Source organism: Kocuria sp. CH-021 (genome assembly GCF_049716185.1).
In the GTDB taxonomy this organism is placed as follows: Bacteria; Actinomycetota; Actinomycetes; order Actinomycetales; family Micrococcaceae; genus Kocuria; species Kocuria cellulosilytica.
Genome location: NZ_JBNAFK010000065.1, coordinates 1 through 658 on the forward strand (window position 1 = coordinate 1; position 658 = coordinate 658).

The 658-nt window shown below is 65.5% G+C and carries 1 protein-coding gene; it reads left to right on the top strand.

Going from position 1 to position 658, the window contains the following annotated elements:
- Positions 1–209: 209 nt before the first annotated feature.
- Complete coding sequence (locus ACPYN7_RS18035; RefSeq protein WP_424348562.1) at positions 210–593, top strand: aquaporin; 384 nt, start codon at positions 210–212, stop codon at positions 591–593.
- Positions 594–658 lie beyond the last annotated feature (65 nt).

Genomic DNA, 658 nt, shown 5'->3' on the forward strand with positions numbered 1-658 from the left:
CCTGGCCATCCTTGGATTCTCGCTTCCCCAGCATCGTGCTGGATACCGCGTGTCCAAGATCAAGGGTCAAGCCCCGATCGACACGTTTGGGTCCGTGTTCAAGGACCATTCAGCTAACCGTGGTCGTATGGCAACGGCGCCCGGCGCCCGGACTTGCTGACCCATCATCTTGGCACTGCCGTGTCGAGCGACCTGCAGGAGAACCCCTTATGACTGACAAGACCTCGGGACCCGCTGTTTCGGGATCCACCGCGCCTGCCCGTGCTGCGGAGACGGCCGCCCCCGACTTCCAGGATCTGGTGGCCCCGGTCCCGGATGCGGTGCGCAAAGAGTCCGTCGCCGTCGGGGTGAGCCGGGCCCCGTCTGCCGGTGCCCGGTGGGCGGCGGAGTTCGCCGGTACTACCGTGCTCGTCTTCGCTGGGGTGGGCACGGGGATTTTCGCCACCCAGGTGATTGATTCCGCATTGGGCTTCGGGCTGGGGCTGCTGGCGGTACTGGTGGCTTTTGGACACGTCTCCGGGGGACACTTCAATCCGGCAGTGACCCTGGCGGCGGTCGTGTCCGGGCGCACTCCGGCCAAGGTCGGGGCTTGACCCTTGATCTTGGACACGCGGTATCCAGCACGATGCTGGGGAAGCGAGAATCCAAGGATGGCCAG